This is a genomic window from Nonomuraea ceibae (assembly GCF_019396325.1).
Classification (GTDB): domain Bacteria; phylum Actinomycetota; class Actinomycetes; order Streptosporangiales; family Streptosporangiaceae; genus Nonomuraea; species Nonomuraea ceibae.
In genome coordinates, this window is sequence record NZ_JAHKRO010000036.1 from 1 (window position 1) to 24,680 (window position 24,680).

19 protein-coding genes and 2 pseudogenes are annotated in these 24,680 nt (G+C 71.0%); 7 read left to right on the forward strand and 14 right to left on the reverse strand.

From position 1 onward, the window contains the following. Nucleotides 1–835 (reverse strand): AfsR/SARP family transcriptional regulator (locus tag KME80_RS22490; protein WP_219508057.1); only part of this gene is annotated, 835 nt, incomplete at its 3' end. A 64-nt stretch (nucleotides 836–899) separates the two neighbouring features. On the opposite strand from KME80_RS22490, the gene KME80_RS22495 reads away from it, so the two are divergent. Then, nucleotides 900–1,766 carry an NAD(P)-dependent oxidoreductase gene (locus KME80_RS22495; protein WP_219508059.1) on the forward strand — a complete coding sequence of 289 codons (867 nt, stop codon included), beginning with the start codon at nucleotides 900–902 and terminating at the stop codon, nucleotides 1,764–1,766. A gap of 26 nt (nucleotides 1,767–1,792) precedes the next feature. Here KME80_RS22495 and KME80_RS22500 read toward each other — a convergent pair whose 3' ends face one another. The 5 genes from KME80_RS22500 to KME80_RS22520 all read right to left on the reverse strand — a co-directional run bounded on the left by KME80_RS22500 (nucleotide 1,793) and on the right by KME80_RS22520 (nucleotide 8,400). Further along, entirely contained in the window at nucleotides 1,793–2,557 is a 765-nt protein-coding gene (locus tag KME80_RS22500; protein WP_219508060.1) for a glucose 1-dehydrogenase, read from the reverse strand. 83 nt (nucleotides 2,558–2,640) lie between these two features. Further along, nucleotides 2,641–3,495, reverse strand: coding sequence for a helix-turn-helix transcriptional regulator (locus tag KME80_RS22505; protein WP_219508061.1), 855 nt, complete (start codon nucleotides 3,493–3,495; stop codon nucleotides 2,641–2,643). A 114-nt stretch (nucleotides 3,496–3,609) separates the two neighbouring features. Beyond that, nucleotides 3,610–5,187 carry a hydantoinase B/oxoprolinase family protein gene (locus tag KME80_RS22510; RefSeq protein WP_219508062.1) on the reverse strand — a complete coding sequence of 526 codons (1,578 nt, stop codon included), beginning with the start codon at nucleotides 5,185–5,187 and terminating at the stop codon, nucleotides 3,610–3,612. Then, nucleotides 5,184–7,217 carry a hydantoinase/oxoprolinase family protein gene (locus tag KME80_RS22515; protein ID WP_219508063.1) on the reverse strand — a complete coding sequence of 678 codons (2,034 nt, stop codon included), beginning with the start codon at nucleotides 7,215–7,217 and terminating at the stop codon, nucleotides 5,184–5,186. Before KME80_RS22515 ends, KME80_RS22510 begins: the two co-directional genes overlap by 4 nt. A gap of 70 nt (nucleotides 7,218–7,287) precedes the next feature. Continuing rightward, on the reverse strand, nucleotides 7,288–8,400 hold the full coding sequence (locus tag KME80_RS22520; protein WP_219508064.1) for an epoxide hydrolase family protein: 1,113 nt from the start codon (nucleotides 8,398–8,400) through the stop codon (nucleotides 7,288–7,290). An 80-nt stretch (nucleotides 8,401–8,480) separates the two neighbouring features. On the opposite strand from KME80_RS22520, the gene KME80_RS22525 reads away from it, so the two are divergent. Continuing rightward, nucleotides 8,481–9,122, forward strand: a complete 642-nt coding sequence (locus KME80_RS22525) for an IMPACT family protein (protein WP_308125886.1) — start codon at nucleotides 8,481–8,483, stop codon at nucleotides 9,120–9,122. Between the two features lie 173 nt (nucleotides 9,123–9,295). On the opposite strand, the gene KME80_RS53250 is transcribed toward KME80_RS22525, so the two are convergent. From KME80_RS53250 to KME80_RS53260, 3 genes and pseudogenes are all read right to left on the reverse strand, one after another. Next, nucleotides 9,296–9,442, reverse strand: coding sequence for a helix-turn-helix domain-containing protein (locus KME80_RS53250; protein ID WP_372455380.1), 147 nt, complete (start codon nucleotides 9,440–9,442; stop codon nucleotides 9,296–9,298). A 77-nt stretch (nucleotides 9,443–9,519) separates the two neighbouring features. Beyond that, a pseudogene (locus KME80_RS53255) lies at nucleotides 9,520–9,888 on the reverse strand (recombinase family protein); the annotation flags it as partial. 258 nt (nucleotides 9,889–10,146) lie between these two features. Continuing rightward, complete coding sequence (locus KME80_RS53260) at nucleotides 10,147–10,335, reverse strand: aldo/keto reductase (RefSeq protein WP_219508149.1); 189 nt, start codon at nucleotides 10,333–10,335, stop codon at nucleotides 10,147–10,149. 447 nt (nucleotides 10,336–10,782) lie between these two features. Between KME80_RS53260 and KME80_RS22540 the strand changes: the two genes are divergently transcribed. After that, nucleotides 10,783–15,315 (forward strand): Ig-like domain-containing protein, encoded by a 4,533-nt coding sequence (locus KME80_RS22540; protein WP_219508065.1) that lies wholly within the window; start codon nucleotides 10,783–10,785, stop codon nucleotides 15,313–15,315. Nucleotides 15,316–15,417: 102 nt separating this feature from the next. Then, nucleotides 15,418–16,026, forward strand: coding sequence for a hypothetical protein (locus KME80_RS22545; protein ID WP_219508067.1), 609 nt, complete (start codon nucleotides 15,418–15,420; stop codon nucleotides 16,024–16,026). A gap of 15 nt (nucleotides 16,027–16,041) precedes the next feature. On the opposite strand, the gene KME80_RS22550 is transcribed toward KME80_RS22545, so the two are convergent. The 3 genes and pseudogenes from KME80_RS22550 to KME80_RS22570 all read right to left on the reverse strand — a co-directional run bounded on the left by KME80_RS22550 (nucleotide 16,042) and on the right by KME80_RS22570 (nucleotide 20,252). Then, on the reverse strand, nucleotides 16,042–16,617 hold the full coding sequence (locus tag KME80_RS22550; RefSeq protein WP_219508069.1) for a hypothetical protein: 576 nt from the start codon (nucleotides 16,615–16,617) through the stop codon (nucleotides 16,042–16,044). 481 nt (nucleotides 16,618–17,098) lie between these two features. Beyond that, nucleotides 17,099–18,883 (reverse strand): annotated as a pseudogene (locus tag KME80_RS53580) (DUF4158 domain-containing protein); the annotation flags it as partial. Between the two features lie 136 nt (nucleotides 18,884–19,019). Continuing rightward, nucleotides 19,020–20,252: an isochorismate synthase gene (locus tag KME80_RS22570; RefSeq protein WP_219508074.1), complete on the reverse strand. Its 1,233-nt coding sequence runs from the start codon at nucleotides 20,250–20,252 to the stop codon at nucleotides 19,020–19,022. Nucleotides 20,253–20,446: 194 nt separating this feature from the next. On the opposite strand from KME80_RS22570, the gene KME80_RS22575 reads away from it, so the two are divergent. After that, nucleotides 20,447–21,298: a GDSL-type esterase/lipase family protein gene (locus KME80_RS22575; protein WP_219508076.1), complete on the forward strand. Its 852-nt coding sequence runs from the start codon at nucleotides 20,447–20,449 to the stop codon at nucleotides 21,296–21,298. Here KME80_RS22575 and KME80_RS22580 read toward each other — a convergent pair. After that, the gene (locus KME80_RS22580; RefSeq protein ID WP_219508078.1) at nucleotides 21,281–21,997 is read right to left on the reverse strand and encodes an HNH endonuclease family protein; all 717 of its coding nucleotides are present in this window, start codon (nucleotides 21,995–21,997) and stop codon (nucleotides 21,281–21,283) included. The genes KME80_RS22575 and KME80_RS22580 overlap by 18 nt on opposite strands. Before the next feature lie 83 nt (nucleotides 21,998–22,080). Here KME80_RS22580 and KME80_RS22585 point away from each other — a divergent pair, with 83 nt between their 5' ends. Together KME80_RS22585 and crcB are read left to right on the forward strand one after the other, a co-directional pair. Next, a complete protein-coding gene (locus tag KME80_RS22585) occupies nucleotides 22,081–22,524 on the forward strand; it encodes a FluC/FEX family fluoride channel (protein WP_219508079.1) in 444 nt (147 codons plus the stop codon). Next, nucleotides 22,521–22,880, forward strand: coding sequence for a fluoride efflux transporter CrcB (gene crcB / locus KME80_RS22590; protein WP_219508080.1), 360 nt, complete (start codon nucleotides 22,521–22,523; stop codon nucleotides 22,878–22,880). The genes KME80_RS22585 and crcB overlap by 4 nt, the downstream gene beginning before the upstream one ends. Nucleotides 22,881–23,287: 407 nt before the next feature. Here crcB and KME80_RS22595 read toward each other — a convergent pair whose 3' ends face one another. Further along, entirely contained in the window at nucleotides 23,288–24,523 is a 1,236-nt protein-coding gene (locus KME80_RS22595; RefSeq protein ID WP_246645465.1) for a glycosyltransferase family 4 protein, read from the reverse strand. Between the last annotated feature and the right edge of the window lie 157 nt (nucleotides 24,524–24,680).

A 24,680-nucleotide genomic window follows, 5' to 3' on the forward strand; every position in this document is an offset into this window, starting at 1 on the left:
GGTCCCCCCGGGCCCGCGCCCCCGTCCCGTCGGCGAAGCCGGCAGCGTCGGGAGCGTCGGGGTCGGGGGCGGGGGCGGGGGTGAGGGCGGGGTCCTGGCGGAGGATCGCCTCGTGGAGGCGGGCCAGGTCGGGGCCGGGGTCGAGGCCGAGGTCGTCGCGCAGGCGTTCGCGCAGCTCGGCGAGGCCGGCCAGGGCCTCGTCCTGGCGGCCCGCGAGGTACAGGGCGCGGACGTGCGCGTGCCGGAGCCGCTCGCGCAGCGGGTGGGCGGCGACGAGCCCGCCCAGCTCGGCCGCGACCGCGGCGTGCTCGCCGAGGTCGAGCCGGGCGACGGCGAGCTCCTCCATCGCGGCCAGCCGCTGCTCCTCCAGCCGCCGGGCCTCGGCGCGGGCGAACTCCTCGTCGGCGTGCTCGGCGAACGCGGCCGTGCCCCGCCACAGGCCGACGGCCTCACCCAGCAGCCGCGCCTTCGCGCGCGGGTCGCCGGTGATCCCGTACGCGCGGCGCAGCAGCGTCTCGAAGCGCCCGGCGTCGACGGCGTCGCCGTCGGCCCGCAGCAGGTACGCCGACGGCCGGGACTCGATCAGGTCGTGCCCGCCGGGCTCGGCGTCCTCCAGGACGCGCCGCAGCAGCGACACCTTGGACCGCAGCGTGCGCACGGCGCCGGCAGGGGGCGCGTCGCCCCACAGGACGTCGGCGAGCCGGTCCACGGAGACGGCGTGGCCCCGGTGGACCAGGAGCGCGGCCAGCAGGGTGCGGATCCTCGCCTCGGGGACGTGGACGGGCTCCCCGCCCGACGTCCGCACCTCCAGGGGGCCCAGCACTCCGAAACGCACGCCGCAACGTTACCCACAACCTTTCCGGAGACCGTCCGGAACCCCCCTCCCGCACAGTGGAGCCATGACGAACACACCTGATGAATCCGTTACTGTCATCGGCCTCGGCCTCATGGGCCAGGCCCTGGCCGCCGCCTTCCTCGCGGCGGGCCACCCGACCACCGTGTGGAACCGCACGCCCGGCAAGGCCGCCGGCCTGGTCGAGCGCGGGGCCGTGCTCGCGCCCTCCGTGGCGGACGCCGTGCGGGCGAGCTCCCTGGTGGTCGTCTGCCTCACCGACGCGGACGCGGTGCGCGACACGCTCGGCGCGCACCGGGCCGAGCTGGCCGGCCGGACGCTGGTCAACCTGACGTCCGGCACGTCCGGCGAGGCCCGCGAGCTGGCGGCGCTGACGGCCTCCTACGTGGACGGCGCGATCATGGCGGTCCCCGAGGTGATCGGCAGCCCGGAGGCGTTCCTGCTGTTCAGCGGCTCGCAGGAGGCGTTCGACAGGCATCGTGACAGCCTGGGGCGGCTCGGCACCGCGACGTTCTTCGGCACCGACCCGGGGCTGGCGTCGCTGTACGACGTGGCGCTGCTCGGCGTCATGTGGGGCACGCTGAACGCGTTCCTGCACGGCGCCGCGCTGCTGGGTGAGGCCAAGGTCGAGGCGTCGGCGTTCGCGCCGTTCGCCACGCAGTGGGTGGGCAGCGTGACGGGGTTCATCACCGCGTACGCCGCCCAGATCGACCGGGGCGCCTACCCGGCGGAGGACGCCACGCTGGAGACCCATCTGGCCACGATGAAGTACCTGGTCCGGGAGAGCGCGGCGGCGGGCGTGGACACCGAGTGGCCCGCCCGCATCCAGGCCCTGACCGAGCGGGCGATCGAGGGCGGCCACGCCGCCACCAGCTACGCCAGCCTCGTCGAGGTGTTCCGCGGCCGGGCCTGACCCCCGGGCCGATCCTGGGGCCCGCGCTACAGCCCGGAGGCCGTGGCGACGAGGCCGCCGTCGATGACGAGGTCCTGCCCGTTGACGTAGGACGCCTCGTCGGAGGCCAGGAAGGCGACGGCGGCCGCCACGTCCTCGGCGGTGCCGATCCGCCCCGCGGGCACCGCGGCGACCACCGCGGCCCGCGTCTCGGCGGTGACGTTGCCGTGGAACATCGGGGTCTCGATGTAGCCGGGGCTCACGGAGTTGACCCGGATGCCGCGCGGCGCCAGGTCGGCCGCGAGCGTGCGGGCCAGGTTGTGCGCCGCGGCCTTGGTCGCGGCGTAGAGGGAGCCGCCGGCCAGGCCGCGGTGCAGCGTCCACGACGCGTTGACGACGATCGCGGCCCCGTCGGTGAGCAGCGGGAGGCTCTTCTGGACGGTGAAGAACACGCCTTTGACGTTGATGCCGAAGATGTGGTCGAAGGCGGCCTCGGTGACGTCGCCGGGCGGCTGGAACGCGGCGATGCCGGCGTTGGCGAAGAGCACGTCCAGCCGCCCGTGCCGGTCCCGTACGGCGTCGGCGATCGTGTCGAGGTCGGCGGGGCTCGCGGCGTCGCCGCGCAGCGCCAGGACGCGGTCGCCGCCGCCGAGCTGCCGGGCGGCGGCGTCGAGCCGGGCCTGGTCGCGGCCGGTGATGACCACGTCGGCGCCCTCGTCGAGCAGCCTGCGCGCGGTGGCGAGTCCCATGCCGCTGCCGCCGCCGGTGATGAGCGCGATCTTGCCGGTGAACCTGGAGGTCTGCTGTGTCATGGGACCCAGCGTGCCGACCGGCGGGGCGGGCAGACAGTGCGCGGCTGTCCGGGGAGTGACACCACCACCCTGCGGCGGGACGGTCAGGCGTGGGCGGCGAGCCGGTCGCCCAGCAGCCGTTCGACCCGGCCGGCGGTCCCGGTGCCGGCGCGCGGGTTGTACAGCTCCAGATACCAGTGCGGCCGGTCGGTGACGGCCAGGGTGGTGGTGTCGAAGAACAGGTCGCCGGCCTCGGGGTGGCGCACCGCCTTGACCGTCTGGGGCGGGGAGCCGACCTCGTGGCGCGCCCACAGCTCGGCGAACTCGGGGCTGGCCGCGCTCAGCTCGCCGACCACCCGGTCGAACTCGGGGTCGTCGGTGAAGTGGGCCGTGGTGGCGCGGAAGGCGGCCACGACGGCCGGGGCGGCCGACTCCCACTGCACGTGCATGCCCCGGTAGCGGGCGTTGGTGAAGAACGAGACCAGGCAGTTGTGGTCGACGTCGTCGTAGCCGAACACCGTACGGGTCGCGTCGTTGATCGCGAGCAGGTTCCAGTAGCGATCGCGCAGGATCGCCGGGCGCGGCATCCACGCGTCGAGCAGGTGCCGCAGCTCCGGTGAGACCTCGGTGTCGCGCCCGCCGCCGGGCCGTGGCGGGTTGAGCCCGGCCAGCAGGTAGAGGTGGACGCGCTCGGGGTCGCTCAGCCGCAGCGCGCGGGCGATCGCGTCGAGCACCTCGGTGGAGACGTTGATGTCGCGGCCCTGCTCCAGCCAGGTGTACCAGGACACGCCGACCCCGGCGAGCACGGCGACCTCCTCGCGCCGCAGGCCCGGCGTGCGCCGCCGGCCCGCGCTCGCCATCCCGACGTCGCCGGGCGTGAGCCGGGCCCGGCGGGCGCGCAGGAAGTCGCTGAGCTGCTCGCGGCGGCGCCGCTTCGCGGCGGGGGTTTCGCGGGTCATGACGCCACTGTATTCACCGCCGTATTCACCACCGCATTCACCACCGCATTCACCGCCGCGGGCCGCGCCGCCGAGGGGAACCGGCCGGTACGGGCCGCGGCCCGGGCGGGGTGGTCAGCCCTGGGCGGGGCCGTAGCCGCCTCCGCCGCCGGACTCGCAGCGCAGCACGTCACCGGCCCTGACGGGGACGGCGTTGGCCTTGAGCATGGCGCGCTCGCCGGGGGTGCCCGGGTTGAGCGTGACGCGCGGGGGAGCGCCGTCCTCGCCGCCCGCCAGCCCCCAGGCGGGCGTCACGGAACGCTCGAACCACAGCGAGAGGGAGGTGTCGCCGCAGAACTCGTACTCGCGCACCACGCCGTCGCCGCCCCGCCAGCGCCCGGCGCCGCCGGTGCCGGGACGGATCTCGTACCGGGTGACGCGGACGGGGAAGAGCGTCTCCAGGACCTCGATCGGCATGTCGCGCAGCGACCCGTTGACGTTGTTGATCAGCGCGGTCTCGCCGTCGCCGCCCTCCCAGGCGCCCCAGCCGCCGACGGTGGCCTCCTGGGAGACGTACAGCTTGCCGGTGCGCGGGTCGGTCCCGGTGAACTGGACGATCATGGAGTCGCCGTAGGAGGCGGCGGCGGCCTTGTCCGGCAGCACCGGGGCGAGCGCCTTGACGACCAGGTCGATGAGCAGCCCGAGGTGGGAGTAGTAGTACTGGCAGGCGGCGGGCGACTCGGCGGCCAGCATCGAGCCGGGCCGGGTCTCGACGGTGAGCGGCCGGAAGGAGCCGCCGTTGAGCGGCACGTCGCCGGAGACGAGCAGCTTGTAGCCGACGCGGACGGCGGCGACGGCCTGGGCGGCGCCGCAGTTGACCGGGCCGGTGGCCTGGTCGGCGCAGTCGGTGAGGTCCACGGCGATCGACTCGCCGGACACCGTCACCCGGACGGTCACGGGCAGCGGCGTGCCGAGGTCGATGCCGTCGTTGTCGAGGAACCCGGACGCCTCGTAGCGGCCGTCGGGGATGGCGGCGATGGCGGCGCGTTCCAGCCGCTCGGTCTGGGCGAAGATCTCGTCGCGGGCGGCCATGACGGTGTCGAGGCCCCACCGGGTGACGATCTCGCGCAGCCGCCGCTGCCCGGTCATCGCGCAGCTCACCTGGGCGCGCAGGTCGCCGAGCGTGGCGTGCGGGAAGCGTACGTTGCGGCCGATGACCTCGTGCAGGTCGCGGCAGGGCTGCCCGCCCTCGTACACCTTGACCGGGCCAAGCCGCAGCCCCTCCTGGAAGATGGAGGTGGAGTCCATCGACCCGCCGGGGTCCTTGGAGCCGACGTCGAGCCAGTGGGCGCGGGAGGCGGCGAACCCGGCCAGCTCCCCGTCGGCGAAGATCGGGCCGTAGACGGTGACGTCGTTGAGGTGGGTGCCGCCGATGTAGGAGTCGTTGAGCACCCACACGTCGCCCTCGCGCCACACGTCGCGGCCGTACCGGCGCTCGGTCTCGCGGGTGCACACCTCCAGGTTGCCCAGGAAGATCGGCAGGCCTGACGACTGGCCGAGCACGTGGTGGTCGCGGTCGAGCAGGGCGACGGCGCAGTCCTTGGCCTCGTAGATGACGGGGGTGTAGGAGCTGCGGATTAGGGTGGTGTTCATGTCCTCCGCGGCCTGCAGCAGGGCGCAGCGGATGATCTCCGTGGTGATGGGGTCGATCACTGGTGGGCCTCCACCTTCACGATGAGGAATCCGTTGTCGTCGACGCTCGCCAGGCAGCCGGGCGGGACGACCGTGGTGGCGGTCTCCTCGACCACGATCGCGGGCCCGGCGAAGGAGCCGGACAGCCCGGCGCGGCGCAGCACCGGGGTGGCGTGCACCTCGCCGTCGAAGATCACGTCCCGGACGGCGGGCTCGGCCGGCGCGGGGGGTCCGGCGACGGCGGCGTCGGTGCGGGGGAAGGAGCCGAAGCCGGTGCTGCGCAGCATGACGAACTCGACGGGCGCCTCGGGGGTGGCGTGGCCGTAGCGGCTGGTGTGCGCCTCGGCGTAACGCGCCGCGATCGCGGCGAGGAAGCCGGGGCGGGCGGGCTCGGCGGCGTCGAGCAGCGGGATGGTGAGCGTGTAGTCCTGGCCCTCGTAGCGCATGTCGACGGCGTGCTCGACGCGGCGGCGGTCGGCGGGGACGCCCTGGGCGGTGAGCGCGTCCAACGCCTCCGCCTCCAATGAGGCGAAATTCTGGGACATGTCGGGGCCGTCGAGCGTGTCCTGCGGCCGGAAGTACGGCCGCGTCAGGTCCCGCCGCACGTCCGCCTCCAGCATCCCCCACGCCGAGAACGCGCCGGGGAAGCGCGGGATGACGACCTCGCCGATGCCCAGCTCGCGGGCGATGAACACCGCGTGCATGGCCCCCGCCCCGCCGAAGGCGACCAGCGAGAACTCGCGCGGCTCCACCCCGTGCTCCACCGTGAGCGTCCGGATCGCCTGCGCCATCTTGGCGTTGGCCACGTCGCAGATGCCCTCGGCCAGCCGCAGCGGGTCCAGGTCCAGCTCGCCGGCCAGCTCCGCGACCGCCGCCCCGGCGGCCTCGGCGTCCAGCGTCATGAGCCCCCCGGCGAACCAGGCCGGATCCACCCGGCCCAGCGCCACGTTCGCGTCGGTGACGGTCGCCCGGGTGCCGCCCCGGCCGTAGCAGGCGGGTCCGGGCACCGCACCGGCCGACTCGGGGCCGACCCGCAGCGCCCCGGCCTCGGCGTAGGCCAGCGAGCCGCCGCCCGCGCCGATGGTGTGCAGGTTGACGATCGGCATGAGCACCGGGAAGCCCTCGATGCGCGCCTCGGAGCTGACGTCGGGCCGGCCGTCCACGACCAGCGACACGTCGAACGAGGTGCCGCCCATGTCCACGCAGATGACGTTGCGCCGCCCGCCCAGCAGCCGGGCCGCCGCCACGCCGCCCATCGTGCCGCCGACCGGCCCCGACAGCAGCGTCTGCAGCGGCCGGCGCATCGCGTAGGAGGCGTTGACCAGCCCGCCGGACGACTGCATGACGTGCACCGGCACGGTCAGGCCGCGCCCGGCGAAGCGCCGCTCGATGTCGGCCAGGTAGCGGCGCACCACCGGCCCGGTGTAGGCCTCCAGCACGGCCGAGGAGGTCCGCTCGTACTCGCGCCACTCGCGCGCGACCTCGTGCGAGAGCACCACGAGCACGTCCTCGCCGAGCTCCTCGGCCAGGATCTCGCCCGCCCTGATCTCGTGCGCCGGATCGGCGTAGGAGAACAGCAGGCACACGGCCACCGCGTCGAAGCCCTCCTCGCGGGCCCGCCGCCCGGCCCGCCGCACCGCCTCCTCGTCCAGGGGTACGAGCTCCGCGCCGCGCCAGTCGAGCCGCCCGCCCGCCTCCATGACGTCGCCGGGCGGCACCAGCGGGGTGGGCTTGCGGTAGCGCAGGTCGAACATGCGGTCGCGGTTGCCCCGGGCGATCCGGTAGACGTCGCCGCCGCCCTCGCTCGCCAGCAGCAGCACCCGGGCGCCCTTGCGCTCCAGCAGCGCGTTGAGGCCCTGGGTGGTGCCGTGCACGAAGAACGAGATGGCCGACGGGTCGTCCACGACCCGGCCCAGCGCGGCGAAGACGCCCTCGGCCAGGTCGCCCGGCGTGGTGGGCGCCTTCGACGCGGTGACGGCCCCGGTCCGCTCGTCGTAGCAGACGACGTCGGTGAAGGTGCCGCCGATGTCCATGGCGACGCGATAGCTCATGGACCGACCGTATGCCGACCCCCGCCGCCCGGCCTGTGCGGGGTGCACAGGCCGGGCGAGTGAGCAGTGCTCAGCGCAGCGACTGGAAGAACGCCCGCACGTCGGCGGTGAACTCCTCCGGCCGCTCCAGGGCGGCGAACGTGCCGCCGCGCTCGTGCTCCACCCAGCCGACGATGTTGTTGTCACGCTCGGCGAAGCGGCGGATCGGCCGCAGCACGTCCTTGGGGAACACCGAGATCGAGGTGGGCACGGTGGCGGGCTTGAGCTCCCACTCCACGCTGGTGTCCTGCTCGGTGTCGGGCGTCTCGACGAACGAGCGCGCCGCCGACCCGGCCGTGTTGGTCAGCCAGTAGATCGTCGTGGTCGTGAGCAGCCGGTCGGGGTCGATGCCGCCGTCGCTCCACTCGTGGTAGACGCTCGCGAACCACGACAGCAGCGCCACGGGGGAGTCGGCCATGCCGTAGGCGAACGTCTGCGGGCGGGCCGACTGGATGAGCTTGTAACCGTACTGCTCGGTCAGGTAGCTCTCGCGGAAGGCCAGCCGCTCCCGCTCGACCTCGGTGAGCCCGTCGAGCTCGCCCGGGGCGCCGATCGGGAAGCAGATGATCCCGTTGCCGTGCATGCCGATCACCCGCTCAGGGGCCAGCACGCCGACCTCGCGGGAGATCCAGGTGCCCCAGTCGCCGCCCTGGACGCCGAACCGGTCGTAGCCGAGCCGGGTCATCAGCTCCAGCCACGCCCCGGCGATGCGGGTGGAGCCCCAGCCCATCTCGGTCGTGGGACCCGACAGCCCGTAGCCGGGCAGGGACGGGATCACCAGGTGGAAGTCGCGGCTGAGCGGCTCGATGACGTCAAGGTACTCCACCGGCGAGCTGGGCCAGCCGTGGGTGATCAGCAGCGGCGTGGCGCCGGGGTCGGCCGAGCGCACGTGCAGGAAGTGGATCCGCTGGCCGTCGATCTCGGTGACGTACTGGTCGTGCCGGTTGATCTCGGCCTCGGCGGCCCGCCAGTCGTAGCCGTCGCGCCAGCGGGCGGCGAGTTCCTTGACGTGGGCGAGCGGCGCGCCCAGGCGCCAGCCGGCACCGGGGACCTCGTCGGGCCAGCGCACCCGGTCGAGCCGCGCGCGCAGGTCGTCGAGCTCGGCCTGGGCGGTGTCGAGGCGGAAGGGCCGGACGTCGTTCAAGCGTTCTCCTCAATTGTTCGGTACGCTGTACCGTACAGCATACGGTTCGCGGCGCGCAAGCCGCTCGCTAGATTTGTCCGGTGCCGTACCTCACCCTGAAGACCCGCGTCGAGCACGAGACCGAAGCGCGCCGCTCGCGGTTCGTCTGCGCGATGGCGCCGGTCGCGACGGTCGAGGAAGCCGCCGCGTTCATCGCCGAACGGCGCGCCCTGCACGCCTCGGCCACCCACAACTGCACCGCCTACGCGGTCGGCGGCGCGCAGAAGGGCGACGACGACGGCGAGCCCGGCGGCACCGCGGGCACGCCGATGGTGCAGGCCCTGACCGGGCGCGGCTTCGACCACGTGGTCGCCGTCGTGACCCGCTACTTCGGCGGCATCCTGCTCGGCGCGGGCGGCCTCGTGCGCGCCTACGGCTCCGCCGTGACCGAGACGCTCGACCACGCCGAGGCCGAGCACGCGGTGGCGCGCATGGTGCCGGCCCGGCTGATGAGCGTGTCGGTCGCGCACGACCAGGCCGGGCGCGTCGAGAACGACCTGCGCGCCTCACGCCACCCGGTCCGCGACGTCTCCTACGGCTCCCGCGTCGAGTTCGCCGTGGCCGTCGGGGAGGACGAGGTGGCGGGCTTCACCGACTGGGTGGCCACGCTGACGGCCGGCCGCGCCCGGGTCACCCCCGGCACGGCCATCCACGTGCCGGACCGCACGGGACAGACCGGCTGACAGAACAGAACAGCTACGGGGGTGAGGAACCGCCGGACAGTCGTTGGCGGTGAGAAGGATCTTGATCGCAGTAGCGTTTACGAGCCGTCGGATCCCGCTCGATGACCCGCACGCCCTGGCCCTGGCCAAGACCTCTCCAGCAGCTCGCCCACGAAGGAACCCGCTGCCTGCAACTACCTGGAGTCGTCATCAACGCCGGACTCCGCGAGGGTCTTGTGGACGACGCCGACGGAGACTTTGACTCCGGCGGCGATGGTACGGATGGATTCGCCGCGCTGGCGCCGGGCGAGAATGGCGGCGCGTTTGTCGTCGTCGACCACAGGACGGCGGCCGCCGACCGGCCACCTTTGCGGGCGGCTTCCAGTCCGTTGGTCTTGCGCGTGATGTCGAGGCGGCGGACTTCGGCCAGGGCGAGGGCCAGGTCGAGGATGAGGGAGCGTTCGATGTGCTCGCCGGCTGCGATGCCCTCCAGCACCTTGACGCCGACACCGCGCTGGAGCAGGTCGTTGAGGACGATCAGCCCTTCCAGGAGGTTGCGGCCGAGGCGGTCGGCCTCCTGGACGGTCAGCAGGTCGCCGTCGCGGAGGTGGGGCAGCGCGCTCAGGAGCGCGGGCCGGTCGTCGGTGGCGAGTTTGTCGCTGATCTTCTCCTCGAAGACCTTCAGGCAGATGGGGTCGAGGGCGTCGTGCTGCCGCGGGGTGTTCTGCCTGTCGGTGCTGACCCGGACCAGGCCGATGAGCGCCATGGGGGAGCGCCCACCGTTCATCAAACGTGCCGTGCGAGGTAGCTGAACACTATTGGAAAATGAACGGCAAGATAAACGCTTTGGCGGTTCTGACGGCTCACCTGGCCGCGCTCAGGCGAGCGTTCATCTAACGGTCGTTAGGTGAACGCTCGGGGATCTTCTCATCATGGGAAGCGCCGCCGAGCGGGGTCCGAGTTCGCCGCCATTGCCGCCATTGCTGCAGCTTCAGTCGCCACTCGCTGGTTGGACCCCGGGGCCCGGGCCGCTGCCCACTGGTCGTCAGTTCAGGCGTCCGCCCAGCCCGCCATTGGGAGCGATGGCGGCCAGGTCCTCTGCGGTCAGGGCGAGGTCGGCGGCGGCGATGTTCTCCGCGACGCGGTCGGTGTTGCGCGATCCGGGGATCGGGACGATGTAGGGCTTCTGCGCCAGCAGCCAGGCCAGCCCGAGCTGGGACAGGGTGGCCGGCAGCGGCGATCAGTTGAACCTGTTGTCCACCGAGCGGTGGACAACAGGGGCGAACGGGTCTCGCCGGGCGGGTGGAAGGGGCGGGGGAGACCACCCTGCCCGACCGCAGATCACAGAGAACGCGGCCAAGCGACCCGCACGTCAAGTCAGCGGAAAGCCCAGCGGAACGTGTCTTTCCCGACGCAAAACAAATATTTACACAACCCGGTTACTCATGTGATGATCACGTCGTTTGTGTATCTGTCCTGCGAAAGGATGCGAGTGACCGGACGACCTGCTTTCCGCTTATCCATCCGGATACGCCGCCGCGTCGCTCTATTAGGCGCACTGCTGCTACCCATTTCGCTTGTAGCCACTCCTGCGGATGCCCAGAATTCCATGCCATCCCGCGCTACCACTATTCAGCCGCATAACGCCGGTTCTCCAGCGAATACCCCCAATCCCGTTCAGGTGGACAAGGCGCTGGAGGCTGCTAAGACGAAGGCCGTCAAGACCGGCGAGCGCGTAGCTGTTCCCTCGCGCGAGACCGAGACGATGAAGGTATGGGCGAATCCCGATGGTAAGACCCTGCAGGCCGAGCTCAGCATCTCTCCGGTCCAACTGGAGATGGCCGGCAAGGACGGTAGGAAGTCCTGGCAGCCGATAGACACCTCGATTGTGGCCAAAGCCGATGGCACCCTCGCGGCCCAACTGGTCAAGACTCCTCTGACCTTCGGCGGCGAGGGTGCCGACACCCTGGTCACCGCCCATGACAAGGACGGCCCCGTTTCGATCGGCTGGGGCCGCAAGCTTCCCAAGCCGACCGTGGACGGGAACAAGATCACCTATCGGGACGCGGTGGCGAAGGGTGCCGACCTGGTGCTCACCGCGCTCGCGGATGGCTTCGCCCAAGACGTGGTGCTGCGCACCCGCCCTCAAGGACAGATCAAGGTCACCTTGCCCGTCACCCTGCCCAAGGGACGCGCGTTCGGCAAGACCGCGGACGGCCGGCCGCAACTCTTGTCGGCACAGGGCACGCCGGAGAGCCCGCCCTTGACGGCGCAGGCGATCGACGCCAAGGCTGCGGAGGCGCCGGAGCAGGGCAGAGTCGGCAAGGTGGACGTCTCGGTGTCCACGGATGCCGCGGGCCGGTCCTCACTGGTGCTGGTGCCCGACGCCGGCTTCCTGTCGGATCCCTCGGTGGTCTACCCCGTCGTCGTGCCGATGAATGATGAATGGGTCGGCGCGGGTGACTCCTCGGACACCTTCGTCTCCAGCGTGCAATATCCCAGTTCGGCGACACTGTCCACATGGCTTCGGGCGGGCCGCTCGGCCGACGGGGAGCTGTGGCGCACGTACCTCCGTTATGTGGTCAACGGAACCGATCTGGATCACGCCACCATCCTCAACGCGGATCTGCGGTTGTGGAATTACCATGCCAGCGGCTGCGGCACCACGGTGGGGGTGGGAATCGTCGCGCGGCGGCTCACCTCGGCGTATGACTACTCCACCTTGACCTGGGCCAACCAGCCCTCCAGCACCGGAACGGACGCGGTGGTCGCCACCGGTGGCTACAGTGCCACGCTGGCAGGCTGTTCGGGTAGCGGTGAGCTGTACCACTCGATCGAGCACATCGTGCAGGACTGGGCGGATGGGACTGCGGACCACGGGCTCATGATCCGCGCCGCCACAGAGGGCGCCGCCGGAGCCAACTGGCGCCAATACCGCTCCGACCAGTACACCGGCGGTGACGGACGAGGCCCCGTTCTGTTCGTCCAGTACGAGCCCGCCCCACGCGCGTCGATCGTCTATTCCACGCTCGAGGAGCAGACGGCGAATCCCACTTATGAGCAGGCCGTCGCCCTTCAGGACTACCAGCCCGAGGAGATCGAGGCGGTGCCGGTCGGCGATCAGTTCACCGCCCTCCTGGAGAAGTCACGCAACTCGGGAGACGCCGTCGAGGCGTACCCCGTGGGCACTGACAAACTCGACACCAGCGGAGCGGAAGGGGATCCGGAAAAGGTCGGCGACGATGCCCCTCCGACCGTCACGTCGGTGACACCATCGCCCGGCGCCGTCGGCGTGCCCGTGGACACGGCGCTGTCGGTGACCTTCTCCGAGAAGGTGACCGGGGGAACCGTCACTCTCAAGGAACCCGGCGGAACCGAAGTCCCCGGGACCACCCAGGCGGATGACACCGGGACGAAGGTCATCTTCACCCCCGCCACCCCACTGGCCGCCAGCGTTCAGTACACCGCCACCGTGTCGGGCGCTGAGGACGTCTGGGAGAACGTGGCCGGTGACTACTCGTGGACGTTCACCACGGTCTCGGACTGTCCGCCGAACCCAAGTCCCGATACCACCGCGCCGTCGATCCGCTCGCACAGCCCAGCGGCCGACGCGGCGGACGTGGGCACGGACAGCGCGGTTCTGGTGACGTTCTGCGAGCCTGTCCAGAACGCGGTCCTGACTCTGAAGGACGCCGCGGGAACGGCCGTACAGGGCACCGTGTCGCTCGACCAAGCAGGCACCACGGTCACGTTCACCCCAGCGGGTCCGCTCGCGGCCGACATCCGTCACACCGCCGAGATCAGCGGCGCCTCCGACGCCGCGGGCAACGTCATCACCGCCCACTCCTGGTCCTTCACCACGGCCACCGCCGTCCCTCCGGACACGACGCCGCCCTCCGTGACGGAGACGGCGCCGCCGAACGGTGCCGTTGACGTGGCACTCGGCACGGACCTGCGCGTCTTCTACAGCGAGTCGGTGCTCGGCCCGCAGATCTCGCTCTCTGAAAGCGGGGGTGCGAATGTCGCGGGAACCGTCTCGACGCCCGAAGATGACGTGGCCGTTTTCACCCCGTCCGCTCCGCTGAAGGCAGGGACGACCTACACGGCGACCGCCAGCGCCGCCACGGATCTCGCCGGCAACACGCAGAGCGCGCATTCGTGGTCGTTCACCACGATCGCGGCGGCGGCCCAGCCGGTGAACCCCAACCCGTACTTCGAGTCGGAGATCGACCCCTGGTACACCTACTACGAAGAGGACGAACTTACCAGGTCGACCGAACGGGCGCACGAGGGGAACGCCTCGGCCAAGTTCGCTCCTCTGGAAGGCACCTGGGGAGCCGCCGCGCAAACGTTCGAGATCTCTGAGAGCACCGACTACGGACTGTCCGGCTGGTTCTACCCGGCCGCCACATCCCTTGACGGGTTCAACTTCGGCATCGAGTGGTACGACACGGGCTTTGAGCTCCTGTCGGCCGACCAATTCCCCATAGGCGACCACATCGGGCAGTGGCAACAGGTCTCCGGCCTGGTCAGCGCGCCGGCAGGGGCCGCTTACGCCGCCATCTATGTGGACGGATCAGCCACCATCTACTTCGACGAGGTGACCCTGATCCCAGCGAACGCCCTGGCTGCGGCCCGCGGCAACGGCACAGCGGAGAAGGACAGAGGGCAAGGCCGCCCTTCGTCCCTGTACGTGCCAGAGGGCCAGACCCGCCACAAGCCCAAGGCTGTAGCGGTCACCGGCACCGGGCCTGGTAAGGCGGCGGTGGCCGCCGAGACGCCCTTCAACTACGAGCACATCTCCATGGAGGACTGCCTTGAAGTGGCGCGACAGGCCGGCATCGATCCGGGCCTAGGGCGTGGCAATGTCGCGCATCTCGTGGTCAGACCGTACAGCGCCTGCTGGAGCCGCTACATCAACGTGATCGACTACATCTTCGCCAGGAAGGTCGGCAAGTGGATCGCGAGCGCCGGCAAGAAGGACTCCGTCCGCCTGCAGTACCAGGCGACCTGGGTGATGCACACTTATCTGGGCAACGCCACGGGTGACGGAGTCGTCAACGGCGGCACAAGCGGTCTCCAGCCACAGCAGATCAAGATGTGGACGAAGATCAGCAATGTCAAGACATACAACATGCTCGGCAACGTCACCACGGGAGACGACGACGAGCTGCTGAAACTGGAGGTCAAGCCGACCGCCGACAGCGGCTCCACCTGTCGGATGACGTCCGGTTCCAGTCGCCAGGCGAGCCTCACCGGCTGGAAGGCGGATGGCGACGACGAGTTCCTCTTCACCGTGCAGGACACCGATGGCGACAAGGCCGACAAGTGCACGCTGCGCCCGACCATGGTCGATGTGGACGACCAATGGACGTACAGGCCGATGTACCTGTGGAGCCAGGTCGCCTACGACCAGAAGGGGCAGATTCTCGGCAAGACTACTGGCGGCGGTGACCCCAGCGGCAACGATCCCAACGAGAAGCCCTACACCCCGCATGTCCGCTGCGACTGGTACCGCGTGAGCAACGCGGATCCCGAAGGGGAAGGCACGGCCGCGGTCGCGGCAGCCGCTACGACCGGCGTGCACACCGGCGCCTGCATCCTGCCCCTCGCGAAGCGGATCTTCATCATGTCGAAGAGCAAGGATGCAAGTTACCTCCAGGTCATCCAGCACATCGAGAAGGCGCTGAAGCAGGACGGCAGCACCACCGACAACAAACTCACGGTTCCGCCACTGCGTAACAACGAAGCCCAGAACCCTCCGGTCAAGGGTGTTCTCGGTTCAGAGAAGACCAAGGTCATCCCCGGGAACTGGGCGGCGCCTTTCGGTACCGACCCTGACGTCGTGGAAGCAGGGGATCCTCTCGTCAGGGGCCCGGCAGGCGAGACCCAGAAGAAGAACCGGCCCGTATTCCTCAGGTCTTTCACGGTCAACGGGACCAGCTACTCCAACTACTGCAGGTACTACTTCCCCGAGAGGTTCGTGGATCCCCTGAAGAAGGCACTGGACCCGAACGGTGAGATCCAGTGTGACGAATACCCCTTCGCCTCTACCTTGCAAGGCGCGTTCTACGCCAAGGGGAACTACTCCCTCCTCGCTGTCGGGAAGGCCCATAACACCGGAAGGGGGAGTCATGGAGCCGCGCTGGGCAGCTTCTACACCCGCAACCGGGTGATCTCCAAGACCCCGTTCTGGGTCTGGATAGTCCCCTGATCTCCGTGTGACAAGATCGGGATGATCGTCTGATAGGCATTCGGGGTGGCGGCCAGTCCGGCCCCACTCCGAAGTGCTGTCCACTCACAGAGGAAGGGCCGGATGGCTGACATCAGGCACATCACGCCGGAACACGATCAACATGAGCTGCTGGCGGCGCATGGGTTCGCCGACGCTTTCTGGGCTCTGTGGGTGGAACGGAGCAACCTTGAGGAGATCGCCGACCTGCTTCGGCTCGATCCCCGGACACGGCGTGACGCGACCCTGGGAGAGGAGGCGCGATCGATGACCGACCCATCCGTTCCGCTGGACGAGAAGAACAGCCTGTGGCTGGGCCGGCACGACTCCGGCTGGTCGGTCGTGGTCAGCCCCTTGGGGGTGCGCGCGGCGCTCCTGCCACTCAGCGCCGACGATCGACAAACGCTTGAGGTCAGCTGGCTTCAGGAGATCGACGGCCTCTATCCGCTGTACTTCCATGCCAAGGGAGGGGAGGTTTCAGAGGAGATCGAGCCCTTCTGGAATGGGCGGCTGCAGGCGGGCTCTGTTTTCGAGCGATACGTTCATGGATTGGCGCGGAACTATGGCGATGATGAAAGCGATGGTCCGCTGGCCAACGCTTTTCTCACCATCGTGGGGCGTATGACGGGCCGCTTCATCGACGAGGAGTGGTTTCACAGCCCTGGCCGGGTCTATGACCATCCGTCGATTTGAGGTCGCATCGACCCCCTACGGGTGGGCGCCCGGCCTGCCGACGACCCTGGCCGTCAGGTGCGCGGTCCACGCCACCGGGATGCCCGCCCTGACCGTGTGCGTCGCGCCGCCGGGAAGGGCGAAGGTCCGATCGGCGGCCGTCTCGCCGTACGTCCCCAGGAACCGGTGGTCCTGCGCGCTCACGATGATCTCGGAGCGCTCATGCGCACCCGTGTAGACGAACGCGACGCCGTGCCGCCCCGCCGCGTCGATCGCGTCCTGCTGGACCGCGACCCCCTCGATCAGAGGCAGCGCCCGGAACAACGCGGCCAGCACATCGGCGATCAGCGGCTGGCCGCTCAGCGACGCGGAGATCGTCAGGAAGATCCGCTCCTGTCGCGTCACATGGACCTCGTCGAACTCCGAGGCGGGGCCGCGTCGATCCTGGCGATCATCTGCTCGGGGGTGGACCGGCGCGGCGGCCAGGTCCGCGCTCGTGATGCCGGGACCGGCCGGATGGATGACGAGCCTGGCCCGTCCGTCGTCCAGCGCGGTCTGCTTGCCGTCCAGGCTGTGCCAGGTCTCGAGGGTGATCCGCTGGTCGCGATCCACCTCGGGCTCCGGCTCCTGGCGGAGCGGCGCGATCGTGTTCTTGACGTAGAGCCACTGGCCGGTGATGGCGGGATCCTGTACGGGTCGGTCTCGGCGCTCCTCACCGCCTTGTCGCCGAGATCCCGTACACCGGCGACCGGGATCACGGCGGGTTGTTCGCCGCCACGTACCACGAGAGAGCTCACGCTGACGGCCAGCGCGACCGCCGCCGGCCAGCGCCAGCCGCCAGGCCAGACGCAGCCGCCACCGCGCCGGGGCCGGCGGCGGGGCGGCCGGTTCGCGCATGGCCTGCTGCAGCGTGCCGCGGGCCGCCTCCTTGGCCGCGTCGGTGATCGCCGGGTGGCCTTCATGAACTGTCCGAACTCATCCGTCATGCGTCCTCTCTCGTCTGATAGCCGGTGCCGAGGGCCGCGCGCGCCTGCTTGCGGGCGCGGTGCAGGCGTGAGCGCACGGTCCCGATCGGGATGCCGAGCGCCTCGGTGTACAGGGAATCGCGGGGCGTGCCCGACACCACCATCTGCCCGATCCCCGCCACCTGGTCATTTACTGCGTTAAGCCAGGTCGGATCCCTTTTGTAACCGTAATACTTAGGCGAGGGACCGGCGTTGATCGTCTTGACCGGGACGACGAACCGCAGCCCGTCCACCGACGCCAACAAGCCGCAGCCCCACGCCGCGACGATCGGCACCTTGCCCTGGTGCTCGATCAGGATCGCGTTGGCCGCGGCGTGCGTCTCGGCGCGCACGTAGTTCTGATCCACGTGCGAGAGCCGGCCACGGGTCAGCGCCTCATCCCCAGCCTTGAGCACCGGCGTCAGCCCGACGTTGCACGCCTCGCTGATCAGCAGTGCCACCAGCGATCTTGGCAGGTCGTTCATTCGGGTGGAGATGTCGGCCAGGTGCACGTAGGCGTCCAGGAACCCGGTCCAGGCGTGCACCTCCAGCAGCAGTTCCGGCAGGTCGATGCGGGGCGGCATGGCCTGGGGACTCGCCCAGCAGCCGCAGGAACGGGCGCACGGTGTGGTACTTCTCCACCAGCGCGGCGCGTATCGCCGCCTCGGTCGCGCCGTCCCCCTCGGGGACCAGGTCCTCCACCACGTCCAGCGCGGCGCGGACCTGTTCCTTACTGGTGCCGGCGATCTCGGCCACCGCGGTCCACATCGCTGCCACATCGAGGTCGGCACCCTCGTGGTCGATCAGGTCGAGCTGATCGATCAGGACGCGGCCGGCCTTGGCCACCTGCTTGGAGGCCCGCTCCAGCCGGGGTAGCATTCGCAGGCGTTCGTCGGCGGATTTGCGGCGGGCCGGGCTGATCAGCCTGGTGGCCATCAGCAGTGCGAACAGATCGAGGGCGTCGTCGATCGCCTGGGCCTCCAGGCTCCGGGTGACCGCCAGCGGCGTCGCTGTCCGGCGCGGCTCGACCAGCCGGTCCAAGGCCGGTGCCTTGCTGCCCGCCCCGTACTTGGACAGGGTCTTCATCCGCCGCACCGGAACCTTCGACACCGCAACCCGGTCCAGCCCGAAGGCGGCCAGGTTGTCCACCCGCTGCAGCGCCCGCACCATCTCCGTCCCTGACGTGCGCTTGGGCGCCTGCCGCAGCTTCTCCAACTCTGAGATGCGCGATCCCTCCGGGACCACCAGCAGGTCCGACAACGCGGCCGGCAGGCCCGCATCAGCGCGGCGCACCTGCTTGGCCACCACGGTGTACATGCGGATGTCGGCCCGTTCCCGCACGCTGCCCACCAGCCGTTCCAGCACGGTCACCCCCGGCAGCAGCACCCGATGCCGCCGCAGCCACGCCACCGACTGCTCGAACAGTGCTACCGGCCCCTCGGCGTGCGTCCACCCCGGCCGTGCAGGAAGGTCCGGAACTGGCGCATCAGCTGCCGCTCGTCCCAGCTGCTGGTGTCATCGAAGGTGTGGTAACCGTAGGTGTCCCGGATCATCCACGCGTGCTCGTGCGTCGTCTTGGGCCGCTCGGCGTACTTCTTGACCTGTGACGCGTCACCGATCCCCAGTTGCTGGGCCAGGTAGTCCACGACCGGCCAGGGCACCGCCAGCGGATCCTCCAGGAACAACCCCTTGTACCGCACGGTCCCGATCTGGACGGCGACGCCCAGTCGGTGAGAATCGGCCCTCGACTGCGCGATCACATTCCGGTCGAAGCTGTCGTGGAAGAAGAACTTCTCCAGGTCTGACAGCGACGGCACCTCGACGAGCGAGGCGCAGGCAACCCGCTGCTCGGCAGACAGAAATCCCGCAGGCATAGCCCGCACGGGAGGGCCATATCAGTCGCGATCAACTCATAGTGATTGACGCCTTACAAGTGAGGATCTTTCGGTCCTAAGTGTGTCTTGATCCTTCTCAGCGCCAACGGCTGTCCGCCGGTTCCTCGACCCCGAGCTAGCCCTCCAGCGCGTACTGCATGACGCGGAACTTGGCCTGTGCCTCCGCCAGCTCGGCCGCCGGGTCGGAGTCGCCCATGATGCCGCCGCCCGCGAACAGCCTGGCCTGGCGGCCCTCCACGATGCCCGAGCGCAGCGCGATGCCCCACTCGCCGTCGCCGTGGGCGTCGATCCAGCCCACCGGGCCCGCGTAACCGGCCCGGTCCATGCCCTCGAGCTCGCGGATCACCCGGATAGCGGTGCGCGTCGGGGTGCCGCCGACCGCCGCCGTCGGATGCATCGCGGCGACCACGTCGAGCACCGACGCCCCGTCGGCCAGCCGCCCGCTCACGTGGCTGGCCAGGTGCTGCACGTTCGGCAGCACCATCAGCTCCGGCTCGTCGGGCGTGCGCAGCGACGAGCACAGCGGCGCCAGCGTCTGGCGGACGGAGGCGATCGCGCACTCGTGCTCGTGCCGGTCCTTGGCCGAGGCCAGCAGCGCCCTGCCGCGCGCCAGGTCGTCGGCCGGGCCGGTGCCGCGCGGCGTCGTGCCTGCCAGCACCAGCGACTCGATCTCCTGCCCGGTGCGCCGGATCAGCAGCTCCGGCGTCGCCCCGACCAGCCCCGCGACCGAGAACGTGTAGCACTCCGGGTAGCGGCGGGCCAGCCGGATCAGCAGCAGCCGCACGTCGATCGGGTGCTCGGCGGTCGCCAGCAGGTCGCGGGCCAGCACCACCTTCTCCAGCTCGCCGTCGCGGATGCGCCGCGCCGCCCGCGCCACCACGTGCTCCCATTCGGGCGCGGTCAGGCTGCCGTCGCCGTAGCTGATGCGGCCCGGGTCGGCCAGCGGCGTGAAAGTCTCCAGCGGCGGGTCCTCGCCGATCGTCGTCAGCCACGCCTGCCCGCCCTTGCGGGCCAGGACCGCCTGCGGCACGACCAGCGTGGAGCCCGGCGCGTCCTCGTCGAAGGTGAAGGTGCCGAAGGCCACCGGGCCGCTGCCCGGCGTCCGCACCGCGTCGTCGACGGTGGCGCCGGCGAAGACGGCCGACAGCCAGCGGCGCGCCCAGGTGAACCGGCCGGGGCCGGGCGGCACCTCGGCACGGGCGGCCTCGCCCCAGCCGACGAGCCCTTCGCCGTGCCTCACCCAGGCGTACGGGGCGGTCCTGGGGAGGGACGCCAGCAGGTTACCGGGGTCGCGGACAGGGGTGGTGCGAACCGGTAGCGGGCGGGTTGTTCCGAGCGCGACACTCACTCGACACACTCTATGCGGGAACTGAACACGTTCGACTCGGACCCCCGTGAATGCGTCGTTACGGCCACAACCCGCAAAGAGGGGCACCCAGAGCCGGCGTCGCACGTCAAGCCGCGATATGAACTCGGTCCCGACACGGCAGTCCTCACCCCGACGCCGGGACGGGCCCGTGACCTGCTCTCTACCTTGGCCGCATGATCGGTCGCCTGGGGCCCGCCGTGGCCGCCCTCGCCGTCCTGGCCGCCTCCGGCCCCGTGCACGCCGCCGCCGCGGCGGAGCCGGCGCCCCACGTGATGGCGGCGCTCGGCGACTCCATCTCGTCGGGCTTCAACAGCTGCGGCTGGTACGTCTCCTGCGCCTCCCGGTCCTGGTCGGCCGGCGACCACGCCGCCGTCGACAGCCACTACACCCGGCTGCTGCGCCTCGGCCCCGGTCTCAAGGGGCACAACCGCAACTTCGCCGTGCCCGGCTCGACCAGCGCCGACCTGATGGGCCAGGTGCGCCAGGCGATCGAGGCCAAGGCCGACTACGTCACCGTGCTCATCGGCGCCCAGGACGCCTGCAAGCGCACCGAGCGGGAGATGACCTCCGTCTCCGTCTACCGAAGCCGCATCGACGCCGCCCTGGCCGCGCTGCGAGCCGGCGTGCCGCAGGCGCGGGTGTTCCTCGCGAGCATCCCCGACCTGCGCAGGCTCTGGCAGGTCGGCAAGGACAACCCGCTGGCGCGCACGTTCTGGACCGTCGGGCGGATCTGCCAGACGATGCTGGCCCGCCCCGCCTCCGCCAAGAAGGCCGACGCCGACCGGCGGGCCCGCGTGCGCGAGCGCGTCATCGCCTACAACCGCGAGGCCGCGCGGGCGTGCGCGCTGATGGGACCCTCGTGCCGGACCGACGGCGGCGCGGTCTTCTCCTACCCGTTCACGATCGGCCACCTGAGCAAGTGGGACTACTTCCACCCGAACGCCGCCGGCCAGCGGGCGCTGGCCGAGCGCACGTTCACACGCGGCTTCGACTGGCTGGACCCGGCGTCAACGACACTGCCGTAGCATCGCGGTCTTGTCGGCCCGCGTCACCGGCAGGTCGTACTTGACGGCCACCTGCGCGAACCGTGTCACGTACGCGCAGCGCACCTGCCGCCGGGGCGGCAGCCAGCTCGCCGGGCCGGAGGCGTCCTTGGCCTCGTTCGCGCTGCCCTTGACCGGCAGCAGGTTGAGCGGGTCCTGGGCGAAGGCCACCCGCTTGCCCATCGGCCAGTGCCGCGCGCCCATCCGCCAGCCGTAGGCGAGCGGGACCACATGGTCCACCTGCACCTCGTCGGCGTCGCGCTTGCTCCAGTCGATGCGCTGGCCGGTGTAGGGGTCGACGAGGTCCATGGCGACGACCTCGCAGTCGGAGCCCGCGCGGTAGCGGATATTGTGGCCGTCGCGGGCCAGCAGGTCGTCGCGGGTGCGGCAGCCGTTGCGCGCGTAGGGGACACCGGAGGCGGTGTCGGCCCAGTTGCCGCCGTAACGGGTGCGGCGGTAGCCGGAGCTGGAGCCGCGCGCCGCGACGCGGACCCGCTCGATCACGCGCCGGGCGGCCGCCCTGTCCTCGGCGGAGGTGATCGGCGCCAGGCCGGGCCGGGTGCCGCTGACGTTGCCCAGCGGGCTCGTGGCGGTCGCCGGCGGGGCCGACCCGGCGCCGTTGACGGCCGCGGCGACGAGAATGGCCCCTGCGAGGATGGCGACGGCGTCCTTCGTGCTCAAGCACGCCTCCGTGGTGATCGGCTTCTCTAGAGAGGTTCCCGGGCCCGGCTGATCTGACACGGTGACCGTTCAGGGAGGAATGTGTGGCCGAACGGCCGATTGATCCGGATGTGGACCTGCGGGTGCCCGGCCAGCGCGCCGAGGTGGGCTGGGCGGTGCTCGCCGCCATCGCCGCCGGAGGCGCGCTCGGCGCCCTCGCCCGCCACGGCGCGCAGACCCTGCTCCCCGCCGCGCCCGGCGCCTTCCCGTGGGCGACGTTCCTGGTGAACGTCTCGGGCTGCGCGCTGATCGGCGTCCTCATGGTGACCATCACCGAGGTACGCCGCGCGCACCGGCTGGTCCGGCCGTTCCTCGGCGTCGGGGTGCTCGGCGGCTTCACCACGTTCTCCACCTACGTCGTGGAGGCGCGCCGGGTCGTCGCCGACGGCGCCCCGCTGGTCGGCGTCCTCTACCTGGCGGGCACCCTGGCCGCCGCCCTCGCGGCGGTGTGGGCCGGGATGCGCCTGACCCGGTGGGCGGCCTCGTGACGGTCCTGCTCGTCGTGCTCGGCGCCGCCGTCGGGGCGCCGCTGCGCTACCTCGCCGACCGGGCCGTCCAGTCCCGCCACGGCGGCACGTTCCCCTGGGGGACGCTCGCCGTCAACGTCGCCGGATCCGCCGTGCTCGGCTTCCTCACCGCCCTGCCCGCCGGCCCCGCCTGGACCGCGTTCGCCGCCACCGGCTTCTGCGGGGCACTCACCACGTACTCCACGCTCGGGTACGAGACCGTGCGGCTGGCCGAGGAGGGCGCGAGCCGCAAGGCCGCCGCCAACGTGCTGGCCAGTGTCGCCGCCGGTCTCCTGGCCGCCGCCGGCGGAGCGGCCCTGGCCCACGCCGTGCTGTAGGCCCGCGCCCGGCGTGGCCGGGCACGACGCTCGCCACGATCCCCGTCGTGCCCGGCCCGACCAGGGCGCACTTCCCCTGCCACGGCGGTGATCCGTGACAGGGGGCGACCGGGCGCGGGGCCCCCGTGCCCGCGCCCACGCCCTTTAGAGCACGCCGCCCCGCTTTTGATACGGGGGCTTTTCTAACGGATGTGTATCGACGGGGTTCCTGCCGTCCCGGTCAACGCGACCACCCGCGCCATCATCGCCGCCCTCGTCCGGGGCGGGCGCGTCCGCCGGGCCTTCCTCGGCCTGATCACCTCGCCCGCCCCGCTGCCGGAGCCGCTGCGCCGGAGCACCGGGCAGGACAGCGCGCTGCGGGTGGTCGAGGTGATCCCCGGCTCACCGGCGCGCCGAGCCGGTGGAGCTCACCGGTTCCGGGCTTTGAGCGCGGCCCGTTCGCGGCGCGCCAGCAGGTCGTCCAGCAGCGCGTCCCACTGCTGCCCGACCGCGTCGATGTCGTAGGCCCGGACCGTCTCCAGCCCGCCGGCGGCCAGGCGGCGGCGCAGCGGCTCGTCCTCGATCACCCGGTTGATGGCGGCGGCCAGGTTGGCGTTGGTGCGCGGCTTGACCATGACCGCGTCGACCTCGTCGGTCAGCATCTCCTTCGGCCCGTGCGGGCTGTTGAAGCTGACGATCGCCAGGCCCTTGGTCATCGCCTCCAGGAGCGTCATCGAGAAGCCCTCGTGCCGCGAGCTCATCACGTAGATCGACGCCTTCTCCAGCTCCGCGCCGACGTCGGCGGTGGGGCCGGGCAGCACGACCTTGCCCTCCAGCCCCGCCTCGGCGATCTGCTCGCGCAGCTTGGGCTCCTGCGGGCCGGCGCCCAGGATGCGCAGCTGCCAGTCGGGATGCGCCTCGGCCACCTGCTCCCAGGCGGTGATGAGCCGGTGGAAGCCCTTGATGCGGGTCATCCGGCCGATCGCGATCGCCACCTTGGCGTCCAGCTTGGCCAGGTCGCCGGCCATCGGCGGCACGCCGTTCGGGATGCGGGCGAGCTTGGGGCCCTTGGGCAGGGCCTCGCGGTAGTCGCGCTGGTCGGCCTTGGTCAGCGAGACGAGCGCGTCCAGTCGCCGGTAGCGCCACTTGATGAGCTTCTGCACCGATTCGGGCTGGGTGCGCAGCGCCACGTGCTCCTGGCCGATCGTGATCACGCTGGGCAGCGCGAGCTGGGCGACGGCCAGGTTCAGGCCCGGCCGGGTGGCCATCAGCACGCCGCTGTCGAGGGAGCGGATGAAGCGCGCGAGCTTGAGGTCGGTCCACAGGTTGAAGCGGTGATAGGCGCTCTCCTCCTCGGGGATGAGCTTGCTGGGCCGCTTCGACAGCAGCGTGCGCACCGGGTCGGGCCCGGGGTTCAGCCGGTCGTCCAGATACGTTAAACGCACCCGCGGGTCGATGGGGAAGAACGGCTCCTCGGCCTCGCGCAGGATGCTGACGATCTCCACCTCGTGCCGTTCGGCCAGGTAGCCCGCCAGGTTGAACACGGTCTTGATGGTGCCGCCCATCCCGTTGGCGTGCAGCAGGAGGATCCTGATGCGCCGGGTGGACGGCGGTGGCGCATGCCGTGCCTTGCGCTGGTTGTAGCCCCGATACAGGCGGGCCATCGCCGATTTGCCTTTACGCGCCAGTCCGCGCACCTGTAGAACCCCCGATCAGCCGACAATACGGTCAAACGCGAGGCCGGCGGCGAGAGCGGATCTCACCACCGGCAGCGTGTCGAGCGAGTGGTCTGCACCGTCCATCCCCGTGGCGCTATCCACT